The organism is Psychrobacillus sp. NEAU-3TGS, from assembly GCF_029955155.1.
Classification (GTDB): domain Bacteria; phylum Bacillota; class Bacilli; order Bacillales_A; family Planococcaceae; genus Psychrobacillus.
In genome coordinates, this window is the sequence record NZ_JAPNOZ010000011.1 from 530,881 (window position 1) to 550,408 (window position 19,528).

The 19,528-nt window shown below is 37.4% G+C and carries 24 protein-coding genes; 5 read left to right on the forward strand and 19 right to left on the reverse strand.

The window, feature by feature from the left end; genetic code table 11:
• Nucleotides 1-214 precede the first annotated feature (214 nt).
• Nucleotides 215-832, forward strand: coding sequence for a transmembrane-type terpene cyclase (locus OR571_RS15370; RefSeq protein WP_282243949.1), 618 nt, complete (start codon nt 215-217; stop codon nt 830-832).
• A 36-nt stretch (nt 833-868) separates the two neighbouring features.
• Here OR571_RS15370 and xerD read toward each other — a convergent pair whose 3' ends face one another.
• The 4 genes from xerD to OR571_RS15390 form a co-directional block, all read right to left on the reverse strand.
• On the reverse strand, nt 869-1,771 hold the full coding sequence (gene xerD, locus OR571_RS15375) for a site-specific tyrosine recombinase XerD (RefSeq protein ID WP_282243951.1): 903 nt from the start codon (nt 1,769-1,771) through the stop codon (nt 869-871).
• A 51-nt stretch (nt 1,772-1,822) separates the two neighbouring features.
• Entirely contained in the window at nt 1,823-2,263 is a 441-nt protein-coding gene (gene fur, locus OR571_RS15380; RefSeq protein ID WP_282243953.1) for a ferric iron uptake transcriptional regulator, read from the reverse strand.
• Between the two features lie 86 nt (nt 2,264-2,349).
• Nucleotides 2,350-2,817, reverse strand: a complete 468-nt coding sequence (locus OR571_RS15385; protein WP_142537258.1) for a hypothetical protein — start codon at nt 2,815-2,817, stop codon at nt 2,350-2,352.
• A gap of 56 nt (nt 2,818-2,873) precedes the next feature.
• Complete coding sequence (locus tag OR571_RS15390; protein WP_282243957.1) at nt 2,874-3,416, reverse strand: NUDIX hydrolase; 543 nt, start codon at nt 3,414-3,416, stop codon at nt 2,874-2,876.
• A gap of 69 nt (nt 3,417-3,485) precedes the next feature.
• On the opposite strand from OR571_RS15390, the gene OR571_RS15395 reads away from it, so the two are divergent.
• Nucleotides 3,486-4,388, forward strand: coding sequence for an aldo/keto reductase (locus OR571_RS15395; protein WP_282243959.1), 903 nt, complete (start codon nt 3,486-3,488; stop codon nt 4,386-4,388).
• 139 nt (nt 4,389-4,527) lie between these two features.
• On the opposite strand, the gene OR571_RS15400 is transcribed toward OR571_RS15395, so the two are convergent.
• The 5 genes from OR571_RS15400 to OR571_RS15420 form a co-directional block, all read right to left on the reverse strand.
• On the reverse strand, nt 4,528-5,193 hold the full coding sequence (locus OR571_RS15400) for an HAD family hydrolase (RefSeq protein WP_282243961.1): 666 nt from the start codon (nt 5,191-5,193) through the stop codon (nt 4,528-4,530).
• 16 nt (nt 5,194-5,209) lie between these two features.
• Entirely contained in the window at nt 5,210-5,620 is a 411-nt protein-coding gene (locus OR571_RS15405) for a DUF4181 domain-containing protein (protein ID WP_282243963.1), read from the reverse strand.
• 331 nt (nt 5,621-5,951) lie between these two features.
• Nucleotides 5,952-8,075, reverse strand: coding sequence for an ATP-dependent Clp protease ATP-binding subunit (locus tag OR571_RS15410; RefSeq protein ID WP_282243965.1), 2,124 nt, complete (start codon nt 8,073-8,075; stop codon nt 5,952-5,954).
• Nucleotides 8,076-8,262: 187 nt separating this feature from the next.
• Nucleotides 8,263-8,514, reverse strand: coding sequence for a YqkE family protein (locus tag OR571_RS15415; protein ID WP_282243966.1), 252 nt, complete (start codon nt 8,512-8,514; stop codon nt 8,263-8,265).
• A gap of 18 nt (nt 8,515-8,532) precedes the next feature.
• Complete coding sequence (locus OR571_RS15420; RefSeq protein ID WP_282243967.1) at nt 8,533-9,714, reverse strand: acetyl-CoA C-acetyltransferase; 1,182 nt, start codon at nt 9,712-9,714, stop codon at nt 8,533-8,535.
• Between the two features lie 218 nt (nt 9,715-9,932).
• Here OR571_RS15420 and OR571_RS15425 point away from each other — a divergent pair, with 218 nt between their 5' ends.
• The gene (locus OR571_RS15425; RefSeq protein WP_282243968.1) at nt 9,933-10,100 is read left to right on the forward strand and encodes a hypothetical protein; all 168 of its coding nucleotides are present in this window, start codon (nt 9,933-9,935) and stop codon (nt 10,098-10,100) included.
• Nucleotides 10,101-10,115: 15 nt separating this feature from the next.
• A complete protein-coding gene (locus tag OR571_RS15430; protein ID WP_282243969.1) occupies nt 10,116-11,045 on the forward strand; it encodes an alpha/beta hydrolase in 930 nt (309 codons plus the stop codon).
• Between the two features lie 23 nt (nt 11,046-11,068).
• On the opposite strand, the gene OR571_RS15435 is transcribed toward OR571_RS15430, so the two are convergent.
• From OR571_RS15435 to yneA, 5 genes are all read right to left on the reverse strand, one after another.
• The gene (locus OR571_RS15435; protein ID WP_142537267.1) at nt 11,069-11,290 is read right to left on the reverse strand and encodes a YneF family protein; all 222 of its coding nucleotides are present in this window, start codon (nt 11,288-11,290) and stop codon (nt 11,069-11,071) included.
• Nucleotides 11,291-11,439: 149 nt separating this feature from the next.
• Nucleotides 11,440-13,440, reverse strand: a complete 2,001-nt coding sequence (gene tkt / locus OR571_RS15440; RefSeq protein WP_282243970.1) for a transketolase — start codon at nt 13,438-13,440, stop codon at nt 11,440-11,442.
• Between the two features lie 88 nt (nt 13,441-13,528).
• Nucleotides 13,529-13,762 carry a DUF896 domain-containing protein gene (locus OR571_RS15445; RefSeq protein WP_142537269.1) on the reverse strand — a complete coding sequence of 78 codons (234 nt, stop codon included), beginning with the start codon at nt 13,760-13,762 and terminating at the stop codon, nt 13,529-13,531.
• 65 nt (nt 13,763-13,827) lie between these two features.
• Nucleotides 13,828-14,475 carry a YneB family resolvase-like protein gene (locus tag OR571_RS15450; protein WP_282243971.1) on the reverse strand — a complete coding sequence of 216 codons (648 nt, stop codon included), beginning with the start codon at nt 14,473-14,475 and terminating at the stop codon, nt 13,828-13,830.
• A complete protein-coding gene (yneA, locus tag OR571_RS15455; protein ID WP_142537271.1) occupies nt 14,472-14,789 on the reverse strand; it encodes a cell division suppressor protein YneA in 318 nt (105 codons plus the stop codon). The genes OR571_RS15450 and yneA overlap by 4 nt, the downstream gene beginning before the upstream one ends.
• A 173-nt stretch (nt 14,790-14,962) precedes the next feature.
• Here yneA and lexA point away from each other — a divergent pair, with 173 nt between their 5' ends.
• Nucleotides 14,963-15,574, forward strand: coding sequence for a transcriptional repressor LexA (gene lexA / locus OR571_RS15460; protein WP_282243972.1), 612 nt, complete (start codon nt 14,963-14,965; stop codon nt 15,572-15,574).
• 145 nt (nt 15,575-15,719) lie between these two features.
• Here lexA and OR571_RS15465 read toward each other — a convergent pair whose 3' ends face one another.
• From OR571_RS15465 to OR571_RS15485, 5 genes are all read right to left on the reverse strand, one after another.
• Complete coding sequence (locus OR571_RS15465) at nt 15,720-16,154, reverse strand: OsmC family protein (protein WP_282243973.1); 435 nt, start codon at nt 16,152-16,154, stop codon at nt 15,720-15,722.
• A 19-nt stretch (nt 16,155-16,173) separates the two neighbouring features.
• Nucleotides 16,174-16,920, reverse strand: coding sequence for an amino acid ABC transporter ATP-binding protein (locus tag OR571_RS15470; protein ID WP_282243974.1), 747 nt, complete (start codon nt 16,918-16,920; stop codon nt 16,174-16,176).
• 12 nt (nt 16,921-16,932) lie between these two features.
• Complete coding sequence (locus OR571_RS15475; RefSeq protein ID WP_282243975.1) at nt 16,933-17,574, reverse strand: amino acid ABC transporter permease; 642 nt, start codon at nt 17,572-17,574, stop codon at nt 16,933-16,935.
• A gap of 17 nt (nt 17,575-17,591) precedes the next feature.
• On the reverse strand, nt 17,592-18,410 hold the full coding sequence (locus OR571_RS15480; RefSeq protein WP_282243976.1) for a substrate-binding periplasmic protein: 819 nt from the start codon (nt 18,408-18,410) through the stop codon (nt 17,592-17,594).
• A 257-nt stretch (nt 18,411-18,667) separates the two neighbouring features.
• Nucleotides 18,668-19,465: a peptidoglycan DD-metalloendopeptidase family protein gene (locus OR571_RS15485; RefSeq protein ID WP_282243977.1), complete on the reverse strand. Its 798-nt coding sequence runs from the start codon at nt 19,463-19,465 to the stop codon at nt 18,668-18,670.
• Nucleotides 19,466-19,528: the final 63 nt, after the last annotated feature.

Here is a 19,528-nt window from a genome sequence, read left to right on the forward strand (position 1 = left end):
AGAATGGGAGAAGTGAATATAAGGTATCCCCTTTTTATGTAGTAAATGCTATTTATATTTTTTTGGTTCCATCGACCAATTTATATCCATACAAACAATTCTGATGATTGACATGCCCATTTAAATAAACTTCTTTTGACATAAACCATGAATTTCCTCTCATATAATATCAGAGAAGAAATATTGTAATGAATGTTAATAATGGGGGATGTATTTGCTTAATCAAGATCTATTTATTTTACAATTAGGCACTGGTCTGTTTTGGATAATTACATACATACTCATTATCAAACGTGGATTTCAAGATAAGAAATATGGAATGCCTATGGTAGCAATTTGTGCAAATATATCATGGGAATTCATCTTCCTATTTATCTATCCACCTGATGATCCGCAAAGATTAATCACGAGCATTTGGTTCGTACTGGACATTATTATTCTGATTCAATTTTTAATCTTTGGCCGTCAGGAATTCAAAAGATTTATATCAGCAAGGTTTTTCTATTTATCTTTTTTTCTGACACTAGGAGTAAGCTTTCTAATAATTATTGCGATGACACTTGAATTTCATGATGTGGAAGGAAAATATGCTGCTTTTGCACAAAATTTAATGATGTCCGGACTGTTTATCTCGTTATTATTAAATAGAGGTAATTCGAGCGGTCAATCCATTTATATCGCAGTTTTTAAAATGCTAGGAACCCTATTAGCTTCTATTGCATTCTTTTTATATTTTAGAACATACTTGATTACCATTCTCTCTATCGCTACTTTAATTTTTGATTTGATTTATATTGTTCTTTTATGGAAGTTAAATAAAAAAAGAGCGTAAGAGTGTCAGGGTTCTCCTGAATGGAAAACCCTTCACTCAAGCTCGTGGGTGAAACTGTTTATAAACCTCTTTCAAACGTTTTTTGCTTACATGCGTGTAAATTTGTGTAGTAGAAATATCGGAATGCCCGAGCATTTCTTGAACGGCACGTAAATCCGCCCCATTTTCGATAAGATGGGTGGCAAATGAATGTCTAAGTACATGTGGTGTAATGTCTTTTTGAATGCCTGCACTTTGTACATGCTTATTTAACAGCTTCCAAATACCTTGCCTAGTTAATCGCTTACCTCGTTGACTAATAAAAATAGCATCTGTTCGTTCCGCTTGTTTTAATAACTTCGGTCTTGCTTCCTCTAAATACCTCTCACATGCACGGATTGCCGCACCGCCAAGCGGGATGATTCGCTCTTTACCACCTTTACCGAATACTCGGACAAAACCCATCGTTAAATGTAAGTCTTCTAAATCTAAATTTAAGCATTCGCTTATCCGCATACCACTTGCATACATCAACTCAAACATCGCCAAATCACGAACTCCTTGAGGCTTGGACAAATCGATACTATCCAATAATTTCGTTAGCTCTTCTACCGATAAAAAATTTGGCAGCTTTTGTTCGATTTGAGGTAGCTCTAGATGAATTGTTGGATCTTTAGTTGTCACTTTTTCACGTAGTAAAAACTGATGGAACGATCGGATGGAGGAAATATGTCTTGCAATCGTGCGTGCAGACTTACCTTCTTCTTTTAATTTTCGTAGGTGAACCAAAATATGTTGTCGCTCGACAAGGTCTAAATTATGTAATTGTTGCGTTTCCAATACGGACTGTATGTAATCGACTAAATCTTTTTTATAAGATACTAATGTGTTTTCCGCAAGCTGGCGTTCCATTCGTAAAAAATGTATATAATCTTCTAAATGCACTAATCCGTTTTTCAAAAAAGAACCTCCCTATGAAAAAAAGGACAGCATATGCTATCCTTTTTTCGATTATTTATCTTGGCAGCGATGACATACTCCGTGAAACGTTAATCGATGGTCTTTTATTTTAAAGTTCCATTTACTTTCCACAATTGCTTCCACGTCTTCTAATAAGTCTTCTTGAATTTCATCTACTGCACCACATTCGATACATACTAAGTGATGATGGAAATGTGCTGCCCCTTCTTGTCTTAAATCGTATCGGGATACACCATCTCCAAATTGAATTTTGTCGACGACATTCAATTCATTCAATAATTCAAGTGTTCGATACACTGTTGCAAGTCCAATATCTGGTGATTTTTCTCTTACTAATAAAAATACATCTTCCGCACTTAAATGGTCTTCTTCGTTTTCAAGCAAAACACGAACAGTCGATTCTCGCTGCGGCGTCAGTTTATAGCCCGCACCAGATAATTGTTTTTTAATACGATCAATACGGCTTTCCATATGACGCCCCCCTAAACTTCTTTCATTATACCAAAAAATGAATTCTCATTACAAGACATTCACTTAATAATAATTATTAAAAGGAACTAATTATTAAATAATATAAATGGTATAAAGAAGAACTCTATAATAATAACAATTATATAGAAGGAAAGCGAGAATACATTGACCCGGTTTGCAAGCGCTAGAAGAAGTAAACAATAGATGAGTTGAAATGGGAACCACCAAAACACATAAGGAAACGTAGATTCCTGTGTTTGAAGCAAGTAACTAGAGGCAAACCCGTAAAACGTAATGCGAAAAGCACAAAGGATTAAGATGAGCTTGCGCAAATAACGATGCTGGTAAAACAAAAAGAATACAACAGCAATCATGATATGCGGGAAAATAGTTTCCAGAAAAGTAGGTTGTTCTAATAATAGAACACGTGCGTCCAGGAGATTAATAATCCATTGCTGCTGTTCTGGTGTGCTTTTTTCAAAGAGATATAAACCACCGATAAAGCTAAAAACGAGTACGCATAGTGAAATGAGAATAGTATAAGACTGGTTCAAGTTGGAACACCTCCCTATCTACTCTCATCATATGCTTGTACCACGATTAAAGATGTCTACTTTAAGTAGTTTTTTACCCAAAGAAATGCAAAAGCAGTCTTTGCATCATATATTTCTTTTCTATCAATCATAGATTCCATTTCGTCTAATGACACATGCATCAATTCGACAAATTCATCTTCATCCATATCTACTTTCTCTTCCAGTTCCACAATATTTTCAGCTAAGTAGATATGGATAATTTCATCAGCAAATCCTGGAGATGTGGCAAATGATTGAATGTATTGCAGCTTGTTTGTTGTATACCCTGTCTCTTCTTCTAGCTCCCTTAAAGCAGTTACTTCCGGCGCTTCATTGGGCTCGATTTTTCCAGCAGGTATTTCAATAATAGAACGTTCTAAAGCTTTTCGATATTGTTCGACTAAAATGATCTTTTTGTCTTGGGTAAGCGCAATAACTGCAACCGCTCCTGGATGCTTCACTATTTCTCTTTTACCAGTTTGGCCATCCGGTAATTCTACGTCATCTACTTGTAAAGTGATAATTCTACCTTTAAACTTTTGTTCTGTTTGAATAGTTTTTTCCTCGAATTTTTTCATTTTTTCATTTCCTTTCATTTGAAACTGTCTTGCTCTCATTGTACCATGAAGAAAAGGACGTGATACAAAATGAAAAAAAGACAACTAGGAAATAGTAAAATTTTCGTTTCGGAAATAGGCTTTGGTTGTATGTCACTACCAACCAATCAAAAAGATGCGGATCAAATTATACAAACAGCCCTCGATCATGGCATCAATTATTTCGATACCGCAGATTTATACAATCACGGAGAAAATGAAAAAATCGTAGGGAATGCACTTAAAGATAACCGAGAGCAAATCATTTTAGCAACCAAGGTTGGCAATCGCATGAACGAATCAGGAGACGGTTGGTCATGGGATCCATCGAAAAAATGGATCACAACTGCTATCCACGAATCTTTAAAACGACTACAAACCGATTATATTGACGTATACCAATTGCATGGCGGCACAATGGAAGACGATGCAGATGAAGTAATTGACACGATGGAATCACTAAAAAAAGAAGGCATTATACGAGAATACGGAATTTCTTCAATCCGACCGAATGTAATCGACCGCTTTCTAAAGAATAGTAATGCCATTTCTGTCATGATGCAATATAGTTTACTAGATAGAAGACCAGAAGAATGGTTACCACTACTTGAGGAACATCAAGCTTCCTTACTTACTCGAGGCACTCTAGCAAAAGGATTATTAACTGCAGAAGGGCTTGAACGGGCTAATAAAACAGGTGAATATCTGACCTATTCCAGTGAGGATTTGCTAAAAACCATTGAACAGTTACAAGCATTGGATGCACCAATCAATGCAATTGCACTTCACCATGTCCTCGATCAAAAAGCCACCGGATCAATGATAATTGGTGCAAGCAGTATAGATCAGCTTTTAGAAACGATGGAAGCTTACAATACGGATGTTTCTAAGGATGTTTTATTAAAGGCACGAGAAATAACCAAACAATATGTGTATACAGAGCATCGGGCTTAACAATAGGAAACCCGCTGAACATGCAGTTCAGCGGGTTCTATGTGGTTATTGGTGTGATCTTGCGATTTGGAGAGTCTATCTTGCGATTCTAGGCCGGTATCTTGCGATTTGACCATGGTATCTTGCGATTCGAAGAAAGCTACCCCATATTTAGCTGTTTGATAAGCTTTGGAAGCTCCCCTAAATCCTCCACTACAAAATCCGTCTGAAAAGCATCCCATTGAAAATCTTTTTTCCAAATCCCTTTAATTCCTACAGATTGCGAAGCCCTCACATCATTATCGGGATGATCTCCAACAAAAACGCTCTGAGAGGCAGTTACATTCAACCTTTCTAATGCCCTTTCAAAAATTGCAGGATCTGGTTTCTTAAGCCCTTCTGTTTCAGATATTAAAATTGCGTCAAAATACTTTTCAATCCCGAGAGCCAATATATTGTCCATCTGAAATTGTCCGAACCCATTCGTAATCATCCCTAAAACATGACCATTCGTTTTCAGCTCTTTCAACATACGATGAAGATTTGAAAAAGGAACGCAATGTTGCTTAAATTCACTTATGTAATCTTTCAGCAGATACTCCCAATCTATTTCTAATTTATATTCTTCCACTAATTGTTGATACACTTTATCTTTCCACACATATCCTCGACAATCTAACTCTATGAATCTATTCATATACTCCTCTTTAGGTATATGCCCTACATAATTACTAATTCGTTCGTATTGATTATCAATAAATTTCTTTACGGATGCATCTCGGTCAAGTAATGTCCCATCCAAATCAAATAATACCGCTTGAATCATCCAACTATCCCCTGTCCTAATTAATCAACCCCAAAAAGTTTGTTTGTGCAAACGTAAAGATAATGATGACCATAAACAACATTTCACTCAATGTGTAAAGATAATCTCTTCGATTAGTAGCGTATTTCCATTCCATAAAAACACGCACTAATTGTCCCAAGACAAAGATGATAGATAATACTCCCAAAAAGTACCATGGGTTATTTGCTAATTGGGGATATTCAATCTTCCCCATATTGAAAACTATAAATACTATAATAAAAGCAATAAGTAGTATCCAATCTAACTTTTTATGTAGCTCATTTACATAGTTATTAGAAAAAATTCGTTTCTTTTCTACCTTCAACACCTTTGCCATTATTCTATTAAAAATAAACATTACTAAAAACATAGCAACAATGAACAGGAAAATCTTTCCGAGCAACATTTTATATCCCCTTCCATTAGTGGTAGTTATTTCTATCTTTTTTCAGTTTAACATAAAAGTTGGCCACTTTATTGAATATTTCAGTCTATTCTTGCATTAGCGCGAAACGGGCGCGACATAGACCTGCAAGATGCCTGTTACAGCTTCAAATACTGGCGTTATATAATCAGATCAACTTAAAAGCATGGATATAAAAGCGAGATCACTAAAATTAAAAGAAACATTATCTAGCAATAAAGATTTAGAAGTTGTTATCGAAGAATGCTTGGCGAAAATTAAAACATTAGTAAATTAACACCCCCTGAAAAATTTCAGGGGGTGTTAATTGTCATTATGCTTTTCGAACAACGATTTCTTCATCCACAACATCTACATAGACCTTTTCCATAGACTCTTCTTCCAAAATAAGATCTGTTAAAGGATCTTCAATTTTGTCTTGAATCACTCTACGAAGTGGTCGAGCACCGAACCGTTTGTCGTAACCCAGTTTAACCAATGCATGTTTTGCTTCCGAAGAAATGGTTATTTCCATATTATTTTCTGCAATCGTTTCTTGTAAATCTTCCAACATCAAGTCCACGATCGCTAGTAAATTTTCTTCTGTTAGTTCATTGAATGCAACGATTGCATCGAAACGGTTAAGAAATTCAGGTTTGAAATAAGCACCTAGTGTTTCGAGCATGTTGACGGATTCATGTACTGCTTGATTAAACCCGACACTTACTTTTTTGTCGCCTGTTCCAGCGTTACTTGTCATAATGATAACAGTATCTTTAAAGCTGACTGTTCGGCCTTGTGAATCCGTTAATCTACCATCTTCCATTATTTGCAGGAACATATTTTGCACATCTGGATGTGCCTTTTCTATTTCATCCAACAGTAAAATGGAATATGGATTACGGCGAACACGTTCTGTCAGTTGACCTGCTTCTTCATGACCTACATAACCTGGTGGCGAACCAATAATTTTAGATACAGAATGTTTCTCCATATATTCACTCATATCGAGACGGATCAACATATCTCGTGAACCAAATAGTTCCTCTGCTAGCACTTTCGTAATCTCCGTTTTACCGACACCTGTTGGACCGACAAACAAGAATGAGCCAATTGGGCGATCTTTCGATTTGAGTCCTGCACGGCTACGACGGATGGCTTTAGCAATTTTGTCTACCGCATCTTCTTGGCCAATCACTTTTATGCCAAGGTTTTCTGCAATCCCCTTCATTTTTGCTTGCTCTGCCGCTTGTAGTTTCGTCACAGGAATTCCTGTTTTTTCTTCGACGATTAATTCGATATCTGCAACCGTCACTTCTACTTGAGGAGTGTCCCCATTTTGTTTTGCTTGCTCTAATTGTTTACGCAATTGGATTTCCTCCATACGTAAATTTGCTGCTCTCTCGTAGTCTTCTTTTTCTGCAGCTTGTTCTTTTTGTTGTATTACTTCGTTAAGACGAGTGTTGATTGAATCTGAATCCGCTATCGTATGTGTTAAGTTTAAGCGCGCCCCTACTTCGTCCATCAAGTCGATTGCTTTGTCTGGTAAAAATCGATCTTGAATATAACGTTGCGATAAAGTAACAAAAGCTTCTATCGCTTCATCCGAATAGCGTACTCCGTGGTAGTTCTCATAACGATCCTTAACACCATTTAATATATGAATCGCATCTTCAGTAGACGGTTCCTTCACCATTATTGGTTGGAAGCGGCGCTCAAGAGCAGCGTCTTTTTCGATTAGACGATATTCTTTCAACGTAGTTGCACCGATTAGTTGCATTTCGCCACGTGCTAAAGCTGGTTTCAAAATATTCCCGGCATCCATTTTTGAACCTTCCGCAGTACCTGCTCCTACTAATAAATGAATTTCATCAATGAAGAGAATTACGTCTTTCCGCGTTTGAAGCTCTTCGATCAATTGTTTCATGCGTTCTTCGAATTGCCCGCGAATACCAGTGTTTGTTACTAGGGATGCGACATCTAGCAAGTACACTTGTTTATTCATTAATTTTACTGGTACATCTCCTTCGTGGATCTTCACTGCAAGCCCCTCGGCGATCGCTGTTTTACCAACACCAGGCTCACCGATTAAGACCGGATTATTTTTATTTCTTCGATTTAACGTTTCGATCACACGTTTTACTTCTTGGTCACGCCCGATGATTGGATCGATTCGGCCTTCCTTAGCATCGTTTGAAAGGTTTTTACCAAGTTGGTCTAACAAACTATTGCCTTGATGATTATCTGCCTGTCTTGTTTCTGTTCGTGCCTGATGACCACCATTAGATTGGAAAAATTGCTGTGCATCACTACTAAATGACGGTATTTTCCCTGCAGTCAATTGCGATTGAATATCTTGAAAACAAGTATGACATAGGTGCATTTGCATTCCTTGATGATTCACTTGTACTTTTAAACTCATCGTTGCGTCGTTTTTTCCACAATGTTGACATTTCATATATATAATTCCTCCCAATAATCATTTGACTTTGACTATCTTTAACCTTTTACTTTAGTATACACTGACCTTTTTTGACTTTCAAATAATTTGCTTGGGTATATAAATTATCAAACATGAAATAATAACTATTAAAAAACTGTCCAGAAATCTAATAACAGATTTCTGGACAGTAATGGTACTTCTATTAAAACTTCGAACCACCATATCCATACTCATCCAGTAGTTCTTCAAACGTTTTATTTTTTTCTTTTTGCTTTTTTTCAAAAGCTAGCTGAGCTTGTCTTTCTTCTTCTTTTGCTTGCTCTTCTGCTACTAGCTGTTTCTTTGTTTCTTTTAATTTATCTAGTACATCAGAAGAAAGCTGATCGAATAGACCATTTCCCTCTTCTTTTTTTGCTGTTGGTTTTGCTTGTTGTTTTTGTTTTTTCTTTGCCATTTGGTTCACCTTCTTATATTAACGTTTAACGATTGTCGCTACTCCTTGGCCACCGCCGATACAAAGCGTTGCAAGGCCTGTTTTCGCATCTTGTTTTTCCATTTCATGAAGTAAAGTAACGAAAATACGTGCGCCACTTGCTCCTATTGGATGACCAAGAGCGATAGCTCCACCATTTACATTTAGTTTATCATGATTAAAAGCTAATTCTCTATCAACAGCAATCGATTGTGCCGCAAATGCTTCATTTGCTTCGATTAAATCGATATCGGAAAGCTCGATTTGCGATTTAGTTAACACTTTTTTCACTGCTTCCACTGGTCCAATTCCCATGATACTTGGATCTACCCCAGCAGATGCATTCGCTACGATTGTAGCAAGTGGTTTTAACCCTAATTCGTCCGCTTTTGCCTTAGACATTACAACTACCGCTGCTGCTCCGTCATTAATACCTGAAGCGTTTCCTGCAGTGACAGATCCATCCTTTTTAAATGCTGGACGAAGCTTACTTAATTTTTCTTCCGTAGATCCTTTTTTCGGATATTCATCCGTATCAAATATGATTGGATCTCCTTTACGTTGTGGAATTTCTACAGGCACGATTTCATCCGCAAATTTTCCTTCTTCAATAGCACTAGCAGCACGAGCTTGTGATCTTGCAGAAAAAGCATCTTGCTCTTCTCTTGTAACACTATATTGATCGCATAAATTTTCCGCTGTAATTCCCATATGATAGTCATTAAATGCACACCATAAGCCGTCAGAAATCATACTGTCTACCACTTTTTGATCTCCCATACGGAAACCTTCGCGTGCATTTTTTAATAAGTAAGGAGCTTGGCTCATGTTTTCCATACCACCAGCGACGATTATGTCTGCATCCCCTGCAATGATTGCTTGTGTAGCAAGGTGGACTGCTTTTAGACCTGATCCACATACTTTGTTAATAGTTAGTGCAGACACAGCTACAGGTAATCCAGCTTGGATAGAAGCTTGTCTAGCTGGGTTTTGTCCTAATCCTGCTTGAAGTACATTCCCCATGATTACTTCATCAACAGCATCTTTACTTACTCCAGCTTTTTCTAAAGCTTTTTCAATAACGATGGCACCTAATTTTGTTGCTGGTACATCTTTTAATGCACCTTGGAATGAACCAATTGCCGTTCTAACTGCGCTTACGATAACTACTTCGTTTGTCACTTTTATTTCCTCCTCATTTTCCCCTATATTTTGTTCCCCAATTTCCACTACCTTCTTATTCTACTAAAATTCTTAAAAAGTTGCTTGTTTTAACTACGATTCTTACAATAGAATGGTAGAGATACATATGTATAGTTTACCAAAGAAGGGGACAATTATCGAGATTGAAATGGGAGTCAGCTGGAAACGTAAAATAATCACAAACAACTGTAAAAAGTATGCATGAACTCCTATCAATTGTGGAAAAATTATTAGAAGAAAAGAATTTCGTACGAGCAATTAATTTAAATAGTTGTCCTTTTACTATTGGTAACCCAGAAAATGTAACAACCTTAGATATTGTGAATATGCTAAGACATAAGAGTATTGTCGAGAATACGAAATAAATAGGAGTGGAGGCTATGAAAAAAAGAGTAATCGTTTGGACGAGTGTTTTTACAAGTGTCGTCACGGCGATCACCACTGTTTTCGGATTTTTTGTTACGAACAAGTTAATGTATATGAAGAAAAAAGAAAATGACTTCATATTAAACCGCGAAGTTACATCCAAACGGTTTGATGAGGCTTGGTTTCGTGCAGTGAACAAAACAGAGCAGTGGATCGAGTCAATAAATGGGTATTCCTTAAAGGCTATCTTTGTAGAGCCATTAGAAACAAAAAACTACGTTATTATTTGTCATGGAGTAACCGAAAACAAAATAAATTCCCTTCGTTTTGTACGGATGTTTGAACGACTAGGCTTCAACAGCGTGGTCTATGACCATCGAAGACATGGAGATTCTGGTGGGAAAACAACAAGCTTTGGTTTTTATGAAAAGATAGATCTGCAGTCTATTGTAGAAGTAGTCCGAGAGCGGGCAGGAGAAAATGCGGTTATCGGCATTCATGGTGAATCAATGGGAGCAGCAACTATGCTACTATATGCAGGTTCTATAAAAGATGACGCAGATTTCTATATTTCCGATTGTGCTTTTTCTAATTTTGAGGAGCAAGTGTCACACATCATCAAAAAGTCAACTCCCCTTCGCACGGGACTTGCCATTCGATTTGCGAATCTATTCTTAAAAATGCGGGATGGTTATACATTAAATCTTGTATCGCCAATTGATGTAGTAGATAAGATTGAGAAACCAGTGCTATTTATTCATAGTTTGCAGGACGATTTTATACTGCCAAAAATGACCGAGGAATTATTTGAACAGAAAAAAGGATCCAAAACATTAAAGCTTTTTGATATTGGATTGCATGCAAAATCATTTAATGAAAATAGTGAAGAATATGAGCAAGTAGTTGCAGACTTTTTATTAGAAAACAAGCTACTGAATAAGTAAAAAGCACTCGTTAAAGAGTGCTTTTATTTGTTTTGCATTTTATTCATTTGGTTCATCATTTGTTTTACTTGTTTTTCAGAAGGCTTACGTCCCATCTGTGCCATCATCATTCGAAGCATTTGTTCATTGATAGGTGGGTTTTCTTTTAAGTATTTCATCATATATTGACGTGCTGCAAAGAAACCGATTGCCGCACCAGCGATTAACGCAACGATTACAATAATAATCCATATCCAAGTTTGCATATTTTCTCCTCCTTTACGTTCTTGTCTACGTGTACAAGACACCACTGAAAATTATACTATATATCCCCTATGCATTCTATATAAATTAAAAGAAAAAAGCAATTCGAATACTAATAACGACAAGTATTCGAACTGCTTTTATAGATTTCTTATTTTTGAAGTAAGTTTTTCATTTTCGAAACAACGTTTTCTACAGAGAAACCATATTCTTTCATCACAATTTCCCCTGGAGCACTAGCACCAAATTGATCAATTGCAATGACGTCTCCTTCAAATCCTACATAACGATGCCAGCCAAGAGATGATCCCATTTCAATTGCTAATCTTTTCGTTAAATGAGATGGCAAAACAGATTGTTTGTAAGCTGCATCTTGTTTCTCAAATAGATCCCATGATGGCATCGAAACTACGGAAACTTGAATACCTTCATTAGCAAGAGCCGTCTGCGCTTCTACCGCAAGACTTACCTCTGAACCTGTAGCAAGTAGAATTGCTTCCGCATTTTCATTTGGTGAGATGACATAAGCACCTTTAGCAACACCCTCACTTGCTTGTTCTACAGAACCTTTTAGCGTCGGCAAGTTTTGACGAGATAACACAAGTACTGTCGGATGATCTTTCGCAGATACAGCAAGTTTCCACGCTTCCGCTGTTTCGTTTGCATCAGCAGGACGAACGACTGACAAACCTGGCATTGCACGTAACGAAGCTAAATGCTCGATCGGTTCATGTGTAGGACCGTCTTCTCCAACGGCAATACTATCATGTGTGAACACATAAGATACTGGTAATCCCATAAGAGCGGATAAACGAATCGCTGGACGCACATAATCACTAAATACGAAGAATGTACCACCAAATACGTTTAAGCCACCATGAAGTGCCATACCGTTTAATGCAGCACCCATCGCGAATTCACGCACTCCGAACCAAATGTTTTTGCCTGCATAATTCTCTGCAGCAAAATCTCCAGCATTTTTCATCGTTGTTTTATTTGAACCTGCTAAATCTGCACTTCCTCCAAAGAATGAAGGGAGATTTTGAGCAATCGCATTAATTGCATCTCCAGAAGCAGAACGAGTCGCATGGGATGAACCTTCTTCATAAGTTTTCATTGCAGACGCAAAATTCTCCGGAAGCTCTCCACTGATTGCTTGTTTAAATGTAGTAGCAAGCTCTGGAAATGCTGCTTCATATGAGCTAAATCGTTCATTCCAAGCATTTTCTTCGTTTACTCCTTGACGCTGAGAAGCTTCTTTAAAAGTCTCATATACTTCTTCTGGTACATGGAAGTCACCTTCGAATAACCATTCATATGCCACTTTTGCTAAAGCTGTTTCATCTTTTCCAAGTGGCATACCATGTGCATCCGATTTACCAGCTCTATTTGGAGAACCAAAACCGATAACTGTTTTTACTTCAATAAGGGTTGGTTTATCATTTTGTGCTTTCGCTTTTTCAATTGCAGCGGAAATTTCAGCAATATCATTTCCGTCTTCCACTAAAATATAATTCCATCCGTAAGAATCAAATCGTTTCTCCACTTTCTCAGAGAAAGATTTATGCAAATCTCCATCAAGAGAAATGTCATTGCTATCATATAAAACGATTAGCTTATCTAATTGTAAATGCCCTGCAAGTGAAATCGCCTCTGCTGCGACACCCTCCATTAAATCGCCATCTCCGCAAAGCGCATATGTGTAATGATCTACAATAGCATGGTCTTCTTTGTTGTACGTAGCTGCTAAATGAGCTTCTGCCATAGCCATACCTACTGCCATTCCAATACCTTGTCCAAGAGGACCAGTTGTTGCTTCTACACCTACAGTATGACCAAACTCTGGATGTCCTGGAGTTTTAGAGCCCCACTGTCTGAAGTTTTTTATCTCTTCCATTGGTAAGTCGTACCCACCAAGGTGAAGTAGACTATAAAGAAGCATGGAACCATGACCTGCGGATAAAACAAAACGGTCACGATTGAACCAGTTTGGATTATTAGGGTTGTGACGTAAGTGCTTTGTCCATAATGTATAAGCCATTGGTGCAGCTCCCATTGGAAGACCTGGATGGCCTGAATTCGCTTTATCGATTGCATCAATAGATAGTGTACGAATTGTATTAATTGCAAGTAAATCTGACTGTAATGACATGAATGACATCCTCTCGAACAAAATTTTTAACTATAGCTCTAGTTTAGACAACAATGCATCTATTATCAATGGTTTCTGAAATGATTAATTAATTCAGAAACTTACCTTTTTTGGCTTGTTGTACTTTTGCAGGAGTGACATCATTTCCAGCAGGATCGATTACTTTCACACTTTCAATAGTATCTCTCATAGTAGATCGGAACGTTTCTAAATATTCTTTTCTTAGAGCGCTTTGTTCTTTTGCTTCTTCTATGGATAATCCAGTTGTTTTAGATTTTTTGGAGAGCTCGCTAATGCGTGCTAGTTTTTGTTTACTTAACATATATATCATCCTTTCCTTTTGTATCTCTTATAAAGGTAAGTAAAAAAGAGACAGAGTGCAAGTCTTTACACTTCCTCTGTCTCCATAAATTCAATATATCTGCGATGAACAGTTGCCTTACTTATTTCAAAGCCTAATCCTTTTAACGTGGAAGCTATCTCTTCGTACGTTAGCCCAGCATTTCGCAGCCTTACAATTTCATTTACAGGTGCATCAATTCGTTCTCTTCCTTCCGGATTTCCTTTTGCCTTTAAGTTTTTCTCAGGTCGAAATCCTTTAGAAACAGCTCGTTTCATCCCCCGCTTGATTTTCGCATTATGAAGCTTCCGTTGATATTCCTCCACCAGTGCTAAAATTTCTAATAGCATAGAATCCATTTCATTTAAATTCAATATACCTTTATCTTGTAAAGTAAAGACAGAAGTATTAGTTTTTTGAAGTAAATGAAGTACTGCCATTCGACCATTTCCACGACCTATTCGAGTCTCATCCTGTACGAAAACCGCTTTAATATCGAAATCCTTTATGTATACGAGTAAATCAAGCAAGCCCTCGCGCTCAATATCATATCCACTATGTTGATCTGTAAACACTTCACATACTTCATAACCTTGCGCCTTTGCAAATTCTATCAGTTCCTCTTCTTGTCTAGCTAAAGAAGATTCTTGCGTTTCTTTTTCCGTGCTCACACGGCAATATATTACTGCTTTCAATTACTATCACTCGCTATCTCTGTGCCATGATCAAAATGGAAGTTTTCCTGTATCTCAGGAATAACAAGCACTTCCCCTACTCGAATATGAGAGCTTTGTAAATTATTCATGACCATTACTTTATTTATCCATTCTTCTTTTGGTTCATCTGTTGCAAACTTGTTTGCAAGTTCCCATAAAGAGTCACCATGTTCTATTTTAATTTCAGATTGTTGTTCTGTCGATAATGTATTAGAGATAATCAGCGTCATCATAAAAACAACACATAATCCTAAAAATAATGTAATAAAATTGTTTTCTTTTACCCAATTCACGTTAAATCCCCCTAATTAGAATGTTTGTTCGGTATGTATGTTCCTATCATAAAACGAACATTTGTTTTTGTCAACACTTATTAGAACCTATGTTTGCATAATGTATGAGAGACTGTTATACTTATAGTAAGAAAGATTTTAGTAGAAAAATGACCAAAAAAGAGGTGAACTCATTGAAAAAAGCATCGAAAAGACAAGAGGACATTTTAGCTTTTATTAAGGAAGAAGTTCGTACGAAAGGATATCCACCCTCCGTACGTGAAATAGGCGAAGCAGTTGGACTAGCATCGAGTTCTACTGTGCACGGGCACTTAGCTCGTCTTGAGAGCAAAGGCCTTATTAGAAGAGACCCGACGAAACCACGCGCAATTGAAATTCTTGATGGTATTGCCGAAAAACAAGGTGTTGTCCATGTTCCGTTAGTAGGTAAAGTTACAGCTGGTCTACCAATCACAGCTGTCGAAAATATTGAAGAGTTTTTCCCGCTGCCTGAAACATTCGGTACAGCCGATGATCATTTATTTATGTTAGAGATTATGGGAAATAGTATGATAGAGGCAGGTATACTAGATGGTGATTATGTTGTCGTAAAACAACAACAATCTGCTAATAATGGGGATATAGTTGTCGCAATGACAGAAGAGGACGAAGCTACGGTTAAACGTTTTTTCAAAGAAAAATCATATTTCCGCTTGCAACCTGAAAATTCTTCTATGGATCCAATTATCGTTGACCAAGTATCGATTCTCGGTAAAGTAGTTGGCGTATACCGCAATATCCAATAAGGGATAGAATTCTCGTAAACTTGACAAATTATATGAAAGTCCGTATGATGACAAAGAGCCGATATCATATTTAAACGAAAAGTGGACATTTTCGTTTAAATCATCGAAAAACCCACTTATCTTCAATAGATGAGTGGGTTTTGTTTTATTCTTCAGTTGTTTGTATTTCTACTTCTTCTCCATTTAGGATTAATCGATAGGTTACTTCTGCTTTTAAGGATGCAGAAACGGCGCAATACTTTTCTTCTCCAAGTTTAATAGCACGAATAACCTTTTTCGCATCTATATCGCCTTTTACCTCGAACAATAAGGCATATGCTGTAAATGCAGTCGGTAATTCTTCACGACGAGCCCCGTCCACCGTAATCTCGATCGATTCAATTTTTTCTAAATGCGGTTTTAAAATCATCGTTACGTCAATTCCAATACAACCAGCTAACGAACTAAGTAACATTTCCGTTGGTGTCGGAGCCTTTCCTTCTCCCCCGTAGTTTGCCGTTGCATCCATTACCATTGGATAACCAGATGCTCCTTTTGCTTCAAACGCTCGTCCACCTTGCCATATCGCTTTTACTTCCATTGTTTATCATGCTCCTTTTTTAAAATTCATTTACTTTTGCTAAAAACTTTTGGGCTCGTTCTTTTGATGGATGTAAGAAAAACTTTTTCGGCTCTGCATCTTCTACAATTTGACCATCCGCCATAAATAATATGCGATCTGCCGCATCCTGTGCAAACCTCATCTCATGCGTAACGATGACCATTGTCATGCCTTCATCAGCCAATTCTTTCATCACTTTCAACACTTCTCCTACAAGCTCTGGATCTAATGCGGAGGTTGGTTCGTCAAACAACATAATTTTAGGTTCCATTGCAAGTGCACGTGCAATTGCTACACGCTGCTGTTGCCCACCTGAGAGCTTCGAAGGATAGACATTCTCTTTTTCCTGCAAGCCGACCTGTTTCAAAACTTTTGAAGCGATTGCTTTCGCTTGTTCCTTCGATTGCTTTTTCACGACGATCAATGCTTCCATAACATTTTCAATCACCGTTTTATGAGGATATAAGTTAAATTGTTGGAAAACCATACCAGTATCTTGACGGATGGCATGAATCGTTTTTTGTTGTACTTTTCTCGAATCCTTTGCAAATAGTTGATGATTATTAACAGAAATTGCCCCGCCAGTAATCTTCTCTAATCCATTGATACACCGCAAAAACGTACTCTTTCCTGAACCGCTCGGTCCAATAACCGCGACTACTTGATGAGCGGGAATCGTCAGCGAAATATTTTTTATCACTTCCTGTTGATCGAAGCTTTTCGATAAATCACTTATCTGTATCAAGACTGTTCCCCCTTAGTAAACGGATAATCGTTTTTCTAATCTATTTAATATAAATGTAAATACTGTACTCATAATCCAATACATTAAAGCAATCGTTAAATAAAACGGCATATATACATAATACTGTGCGATTAATAATTGGGCTGAGCGCATCAACTCCGTAACTGCTATTACGGAAACTAAGGAAGTCTCTTTTAACATCCCTACAAATGTATTTCCCAGTGGTGGTATCGCAATTCGTATCGCTTGTGGAATAACGATTCGACGAATAGCCTGTGCTTCCGTCATCCCAGTCGCAAGAGCAGCTTCTGTTTGGCCCGCAGGAACAGCTTGGATCGCACCCCGGAAAGCTTCAGACACATAAGCACCAATATTAATACTTAACGCAATATAAGCTGCTGTCAATGAACCTAGCTCTATACCAAAATCGACAAGCCCAAAATATACGATAAAAATTTGAACTAATGGTGGTGTTCCCCGAATAATCGATACATACACTCTCGCTACATTACGAAAGAAGCGATTGCCCTTTAAACGTGCAATCGCTGTGATCAAACCGATAATTAAACCGAAAAACATAGATACCACCGTTATTAATAAAGTATAATACGCACCCTTTAATAAAAAGGGTATATTATCTATTATCATATCCATGTATATAACCTCTTTCCTTACTCGGCTTTCGGTTCTTCATCAAACCACTTAACGAAAATCTCTTTATATGTGCCATCTTCTTTCATTTCGGCTAATGCTTTGTTTAATGCAGCTACTAACTCTGTATTCCCTTTTTTAACAGCTACTGCAGCTTGATCCGATTTAATCGGCGCGCCGACCGCTTTTACTTGAAATCCATTTTCTTCAACGATTGGTTTTAAAGCATAGGCATTATTGATCGTTGCATCCACGCGTCCAGCGTCTAAATCTTTAAGCGTTGTAATCACATCATCGTATGTGTTGATTTGGAACTCACCAACTTTTGGCATCAACTCATTACGTAAAAAGGCTTCATCATTTGTACCCAAACCAACGGCAATCTTTTTGCCTTTAAAATCATCTACTGATTGAACGGTAGTATTATCTTCCTTCACAATAACTTTTACATCATTTGTAATATAAGGTTTTGTAAAATCTATTTGTTTTTGTCGCTCTTCTGTAATCGTTACCTGACTAACTAACATATCAAATTTACCCTTTTGCAACCCAGGGATTAATCCTGAAAATTCCTGTGCGACAAAGTTTGCTTCTACACCCAGTCGTTTCGCTAATTCTTTTGCGATATCTACATCAAATCCATCATATCCCTGATCCTTATTCCTGAAATTATAAGGCGCATATGTACCCATTATTCCTACTGTTATTTCCCCTTTGTCCTGAATTGCTTGTAATGAGTTTTTGTCATTCTCTTTACTAGTATTATTACCACATGCTGCTAACAGTAGAACCACTGCAGCTACTAAACTCAATAAAAACTTACTTTTTTTCATCATCATTTCCTCCTTATGTCACTGACATTCATTTGCCTTAAAATCCTATTAGATTACTAGTCATTCGTCAACTACTCTGTACTATCCAGACTTTTTCAGCTATTCAGCTTTTTCATCACTAGTACCACTAATCAACCAAAACCAAACTTTCTCTTATTATTCCCCAAAAGTAAGTGTAATATGACGAAAATTAACGGGCATAAAAAAATAAAGAAGTTGTTGGATAAGTCTCTACAAAAACTAATCCAACAACTTCTTTATTACTACATTTTTTTCTCTAATTCCGCAAGTCGCTTTTCTAGCTCCTCGACTTTCTGTGCGATCGGTACTGCAACCGCCCATGCATAAAATTGATTAACACTTTTAAGTGGATCGTTGCCATTTGTAATTTTCAATCTCATTGCTTCTTGACGAAGTGCTTCCTGTCCTGCTGTCAGCTGTGACTCGGCCATACGTAATTCCTCCTTTTTCAATTCAACTGCGTTATTCAGTGCAGCTAATGTGTTAGCTCCTACTATTCCGTCTGCCTGTAAGTTGTTTGATTGTTGGAAGCTTTTAATGACTGCTTCCGTTACTGGACCTTCTATTCCGTCCACATTCAACTGATAGCCAATCATAACGAACATTTTCTGTAGCTCTGCCACTTCTGGGTCTACTATATAGTGTAATGGATTTACGGCATTTGGTTGGCCTGGTGCGTAATTAGGAATATGCAATTCAAAATGTAAATGCACTCCTGTACTATTACCAGTACTGCCTTTAACTCCAATTTGTTGTCCTTGATTGACGATTTGTCCCGGTTTTACGGTAATCGTTTTCAAATGCGCATACAATGTTTCGTACCTATTGCCATTCACAATATGTGTAAGGATGATCGCATTTCCATATCCATCAATCACTTCAGCTCGCTTAACAGTGCCTTTTTCAGAAGCTATAATGATGGGACTTCCATCACTACCAAAATCTACACCTTTATGTGCTTTCCATTCTCCAGTGACGGGATTTTTTCGAAGTGGGCTGAACCTCGAAGTGATTCTTCCTTCGCATGGTCTAATAAACATGACATTTCTCCTTTCTATTGTTTAGTAGAATCAATGTTCCCTTTATTAGTAAATGCAGAAGTA